Annotated in this window: 4 protein-coding genes; 1 reads left to right on the top strand and 3 read right to left on the bottom strand. The window is 75.3% G+C overall.

What is annotated here, in order from left to right:
• Positions 1 to 133: 133 nt before the first annotated feature.
• Genes ACFFIA_RS27080 through ACFFIA_RS27070 form a run of 3 tightly spaced genes read right to left on the bottom strand, consistent with a single transcriptional unit; the run spans position 134 to position 4,438 of the window.
• The gene (locus ACFFIA_RS27080) at positions 134 to 877 is read right to left on the bottom strand and encodes a class I SAM-dependent methyltransferase (RefSeq protein WP_377255515.1); all 744 of its coding nucleotides are present in this window, start codon (positions 875 to 877) and stop codon (positions 134 to 136) included.
• A 10-nt stretch (positions 878 to 887) separates the two neighbouring features.
• Positions 888 to 2,699 carry an ABC transporter ATP-binding protein gene (locus ACFFIA_RS27075; RefSeq protein ID WP_377255512.1) on the bottom strand — a complete coding sequence of 604 codons (1,812 nt, stop codon included), beginning with the start codon at positions 2,697 to 2,699 and terminating at the stop codon, positions 888 to 890.
• Positions 2,696 to 4,438 carry an ABC transporter ATP-binding protein gene (locus ACFFIA_RS27070; protein ID WP_377255509.1) on the bottom strand — a complete coding sequence of 581 codons (1,743 nt, stop codon included), beginning with the start codon at positions 4,436 to 4,438 and terminating at the stop codon, positions 2,696 to 2,698. The genes ACFFIA_RS27075 and ACFFIA_RS27070 overlap by 4 nt, the downstream gene beginning before the upstream one ends.
• 147 nt (positions 4,439 to 4,585) lie before the next feature.
• On the opposite strand from ACFFIA_RS27070, the gene ACFFIA_RS27065 reads away from it, so the two are divergent.
• Positions 4,586 to 5,380, top strand: coding sequence for a siderophore-interacting protein (locus tag ACFFIA_RS27065; RefSeq protein WP_377255506.1), 795 nt, complete (start codon positions 4,586 to 4,588; stop codon positions 5,378 to 5,380).
• Positions 5,381 to 5,530: the final 150 nt, after the last annotated feature.

Below are 5,530 nucleotides of genomic sequence, written 5' to 3'. Positions count from 1 at the left end.
CAGCGGCCGGCACCGGATGGCGACATCCGGTGCCGGCCAGATCGTCCTGGTTGGACGGTGCGTGTCAGTCGGCCGCGTGTGCGTCCGCGACCAGGCGCCGGACAGCGTCCGTCGAGCGCGACCGCGGAAGGTCCTAGCCGGACAGTACGGCGGCGAGCAGGACCCGAGGCGTGTCGGCCAGGACCGCGGGCGTGTCCCGCGCCTCGGCGAGGATGACCTCGGCCCCCGGGCCCAGCTCCTCCTCCAGCCGTTCGCGGTTGGCGAGGATCGCCTCGTACACGGCGCGCTGCCGCTCCAGCCAGCCGGCGGTCTCCTCCCGCGCCTCCACCGTGAACCCCGCCTTGGCCAGCATCCGGGCGTGGTCGAGGTACGCCGGCTCCCAGGTGGTGAAGACGAACCGGCCGCCGGGACGCAGCACGCGCGCGACCTCGGTGACCGCCGCCGGCTTGTTCCACACCATCCACAGCGCGTCGACGCTCATCACGGCGTCGCAGCCGCGCCCGGGCAGCCCGGTGTCGGTGAAGCTGGCCTGGCGGAACTCCGCGTCCGGCAGGCCGAGGGCGGTGGCGAGGCGGCCGGCGCCGGCCACCGCGGACGCGACGACGTCGAGCCCGAGCAGGCGCGCGCCGGCCGCCTTCGCCACGGAGATGCCGGGGCCACCGCGACCGCAGCCGATGTCGACCAGCAGGTCTCCGCCGCGCAACGCGAGCAGCTCGCCGAAGCGGGCCAGGTCGCGGCGGGTCACGAAGCCGAAGGGCTCCAGCTCGTCGGGGTAGTCGTCGGCGTAGACGTCCCGGTAGATGCGGCGCAGCGTCGGGCTCTCCGGCTGGTGCGTGTAGAAGTCGCCGTACCGGCGCTCCGCGGTCTCCGCGCTCATCGTCGCCTCCTCAGCTCCGCGTGCCGCCGGCGACCGGGGCGCCGGGCGTGGCCGTCCAGTCCTGCCCGCCGCTCCAGCCGTGCCACAGGTGGCTGTACCGGCCACCGGCGGCGACCAGCTCCGCGTGCGATCCGATCTCGACGATCCGGCCCTGGTCGAGGACGACGACGCGGTCCGCGTTCAGCGCCTGGGTCAGCCGATGCGCCACGATCAGCGTGGTCCGTCCGGCGGTCGCGGCCAGGGCGGCACGGTCCAGCTCCTGGGCGCCGGCGCTGCCCGCCTCGGCGGTGGCCTCGTCGAGTACGGCGACCGCGGGGTCGGCCAGGGCCAGCCGGGCCAGCGCGAGGTGCTGCGCCTGGGCGGTGGTGAGCTGGTGCGCCCCCTCGCCGACCGCGGTGTGCAGGCCGTCGGGGAGGGCCTGGGCCCAGCCGAGCGCGCCGACCTGTTCCAGCGCGGCCGCCACCTGCTCGTCGCCGGCTTCCGGGCGGGCCAGCCGGACATCGTCGGCGAGCGGGCCGGCGAACACGTGCACCTCCTGGCTGACCAGGCAGATCCGGCGCCGTACCTGCTCGTCGCCGAGCGCCGCCAGCGGGACGCCACCGAGGCGGACCGATCCCGAGGAGGGCTCGATGACGCCGGCGGCGATGCCGGCGAGCGTCGACTTCCCCGCACCGCTCGCGCCGACGAGGGCGACCCGCTCGCCCGGCCCGATCGTCAGGGTGACGTCGTGCAGGACCGGCGGCCCGCCGTCGTACCGGTGGCTGGTCACCTCGATCTCGACCGAGGCGCCGGCGGGCCGCGCCGGCGCGGTGGCGGGCGGCGGCGGGGGCAGGTCGGCCACGCCCACGAGGCGGGCCAGTGCGGCGCCGGCCTGCAACGCCGAGTCGGCCTCCAGCATCAGCGTGCCGATCGGGTTGAACAGCCGGTGGAAGTACAGCGCCGCCGCGGTGACCGCGCCGACCGTGGCCAGGTCGCCCCGGACCAGCAGGAACCCGACGACCAGCACGGCGGTGAGGCCGACGAACTCGGCCCGGTTCATCCGGGAGGCGAACCGCGTGAACGTGCCGAAGACCGACAGCGACAGGTCCATCGCCCGGTGGGAGCGGTCGGCGATCCGCTGGACGTGCTCGTCCTCCAGCAGGTACGCCCGCACGGTGGCGCTCCCGCGCAGCGCGCCGACCATGGCCTGGGAACGCTCGCCGGTCGCGATCCGCTCCTCGGCGTAGAACGGCGCCGACCGGGGCAGGTACCAGCGCAGCGCCAGCGCGTACATCGGCGCGGCGAGCAGGCCGGCGAGGCCGAGCCGCCAGTCCAGCGCGAACAGCCCCGCGACGGTGAGCAGGACGGCCAGCAGCGCGCCGGTCAGCTCCGGTCCGGTCGTCGTGATGGCGTTGGCGACGACCGGCACGTCGTCACCGGCGCGCGAGACCAGGTCTCCGGTGCCGGCCTTCTCCAGGGTCGCCGACGGCAGGTGCAGGGCCCGGTCCAGCACGCGTTCGCGGAGCCGGGCCAGCACGGTTTCGCCGAGCCGCGCGATCAGGGCGGCGCCCAGGGCGGTGAAGACCCCGGCGAGCAGGGCCGCGCCGCCGATGAGCAGGGCGGAGACGACCACCTGCCGGAGGCCGGCGCCGGCGATGACGTCGTCGACCATCCGGCCGAGGACCCACGGGGCGACCAGGCCGCTCGCGCTCGCGGCGACCAGCAGCGCGAGGGCGCCCGCGGTGAGGCCGGGCAGCCGCCTCAGCTCGGCCCACAGCACCGACCAGGTGCGGCGGGCGGTCGCGGTCGGCAGCAGCGTCCGGTCGGGCGCGGGATCGGTCACCGCAGTACCGCCTCTCGGTAGCGGGCGTCCCCCTGGACGAGGTCCGCGTGCGTGCCCTCGGCCACGACCCGCCCGGCGTCGACCACCGCGACCCGGTGCGCGCGGCCGAGCAGCACGGGGCTGCTGGTCACGAGTACGGTGCCGGGCGCGGCCGTGGGGCGGTCGCCGCGTACGGCCGGCAGCCGGTCGGCGATCATCCCCTCGGTCACCGCGTCGACCGACGTCGTGGGGTCGTGCAGGACCAGGACCGGCGGGTCGGCGACCAGGGCCCGGGCGAGCCCGATCCGCTGCCGCTGGCCGCCGGAGAGGTTTCGGCCGGACTCGGCTACCGGGCGGTCGAGACCGTCCGGATGGGCGGCGACCACGTCGTCGGCCGCCGCCGCGAGGATCGCCGACTCGACCAGCTCGCCGGCCCCGGCCGGGTCGCGGGCGCCGGCCAGCAGGTTGGAGCGGAGCGTCCCCTCGAAGAGCGCGACGTCGTGCTGCTCGACCAGCACCGTACGGCGCGCGGTGTCGAGGTCCAGCGCCTCCGCCGGTACGCCGTCGACGGCCAGCGAGCCGGTGTACTCCTCGCGTGGCACCTGTCCGGCGAGCAGCGCGAGGAGCGCTTCGGCGTCGCGCGGGTCGTACGCCACCACGCCGAGCACCTCGCCGGCCCGTACGCTCAGGTCGAGCCCGTCGAGGCCGCGGTAGGTGATGCCGTCCAGGCGCAGCCGTACCTCTCCCGGCTCCGCCACTGTCTCGTCGCCGGGCACGACCCGCGGCGCGGCGCCGAGGACCCGCGCGACGCGTCCGGCGGAGGCCCGCGCCGTCGCGAACAACTGGAGGCAGAAGCCCAGCGCCTGCACCGGTTCGGCGACGAACTGGGCGAGGCCGACGACGGCGACCAGCTCGCCGACGGTGATCTGCCCGCGCAGCGCCAGCCAGCCGGCGAGCCCGGCCACCACCGCCAGGAACAGGCCGTTGACGGTGGTGGTCAGCCCTCGGTAGAGGCCCTTGGTGTTGGCCGCCCGCAGCGTCACCGCCAGTGCGCGCTGGCTCTCGGCCGCGTACCGCCGGGCGGCGTTGTGCTGGGCGCCGACGCCGCGCAGGACCCGAAGGCCGCTGACCAGGTCGGTGGCGAGCGCGGTGGTGGCGGCCATCGCCTCCTGCTGGGCCGCGCTGCGCCGGGTCAGCAGCGGGGCCAGGCGGTGCAGGGCCAGCACGATCGCGGGTACGCCGACGAGGACGGCGAGGCCGAGCGGGATGTCGATGGCCAGCAACGCCACCGCGGCGACCAGAAGCGCGGTCAGCGCGGACGCGACGAGTCCGGCGGCCCGCACGACAAGGGCGGTCAGCTCGGTGTCGGAGGAGGTGACCGAGAGCAGCTCGCCGTCGCGCATCCCGCTGCGCTGCCCGCGCGGGTCCAGGGCCTTGCGGGCTATCTCGACGCGCAGGGCGTGTGCCTCCCGCTCGACGGCCGCGTACGCGAAGCGGGCCCCGAACCGCCAGGCCAGCGCGAGCACCGTGAACAGGGCGGCCAGGGCCAGCACCGAGATCGCCAGCGCGGTGCCGCTCCCGCTGGCCACCGCCTGGTCGATGACCACACCGATCGCCACCGGGACGAGTGCCTCGGCGGCCTGGTGCGCGCAGAGCAGCAGCACGCCGGGCACGACCCGGGAACGCTGCCGGCGCAGGGCGCGACGCAGGATCGCCTTGGCCGTCGCCGCCACGTCGCCGGGCGTGCTTTGCGCTGTCATGCCGAGGATCGGGCGCTCGTGAGCCGCGCCAGCACGATGTCGGTCCACTGCGGACCGGGCATACGAACCTCCCCGCGAAACTGTCCCAGCCGATCAAACTCAGCATAGGCTAACCTAAGTCCTGGCCGAGAAGAAGGATCGATATCCATGGCAGCAGGCACCGTACCCTCGCCGGCCCGCATCCGGAGGCCCATGGTCGCGACCGTCGTGGCCGTCCGGAGTCTGAGCCCGCACATGGTCAGGATCACGCTGGCCGGTCCGGAGCTGGACAGGTTCGGCTACGACGGTCCCGACCACCTGGCTCGGGTCTTCTTCGCGCCGGAGCCCGGCGGCGAGCTGCACCTGCCCGACGTCGACGACTGGTGGCCGGCGGTCCAGGCGATGCCGGTCGAGCGCCGCCCGGTCGTGCGCAACTACACGGTCCGCGGCCTCGACGCCGACCGCCGCGAGATGGACATCGACTTCGTCCTGCACGGAGACGAGGGTCCGGCCTCCCGGTGGGCGGGCGCCGCCCGGCCCGGCGACCGGATCGGCGTGCTCAGCGACGGCGCGGAGTACGCGCCACCGGCGGACACGCGGTGGCAGTTGCTCGTCGGCGACGAGACGGCCCTGCCGGCGCTCGCCGCGATCGTCGAGGCGCTGCCCCCGGGCACGCCGGCGGTGGCGCTGCTGGAGGTGGGCGAGGCCGCCGACGAGATCGAGATCATGGTCCCCGCCGGTGTCCGCCTCACCTGGCTGCACCGTGGCGCCGTCCCGGCCGGGCGCAGTGACGTGGTGCTGCGGGCACTGCGCGACACGACCTTCCCGGCGGGCCCGCCGTACGCCTTCGTCGCGGGCGAGTCGGGCATGGTCACCGCCGTGCGCCGGCACCTGGTGGGGGAGCGGGGCATGGCGAAGGAGCGGGTCTACTTCTGCGGCTACTGGCGCGTCGGTCCGGCCTGAGTGTTCCGCCGCCGCGGGCGGCGGGCCAGGTTCGTCACACCGGTGGGAAGTCCTTTACGTCGATGTTCTGTTAGGTTAGCCTAACCTAATGATCAAGCCGGGATGGGCATGGCCGGTCACGGCTGAGGCTCGCTGACGTCCGAGCGGCGC

Origin of the sequence: Phytohabitans kaempferiae, from assembly GCF_042433955.1 — a bacterium.
Classification (GTDB): domain Bacteria; phylum Actinomycetota; class Actinomycetes; order Mycobacteriales; family Micromonosporaceae; genus Phytohabitans; species Phytohabitans kaempferiae.
The sequence above is the reverse complement of the archived record's forward strand: the minus strand, read 5'-3'. Positions and strand labels throughout refer to the sequence as shown.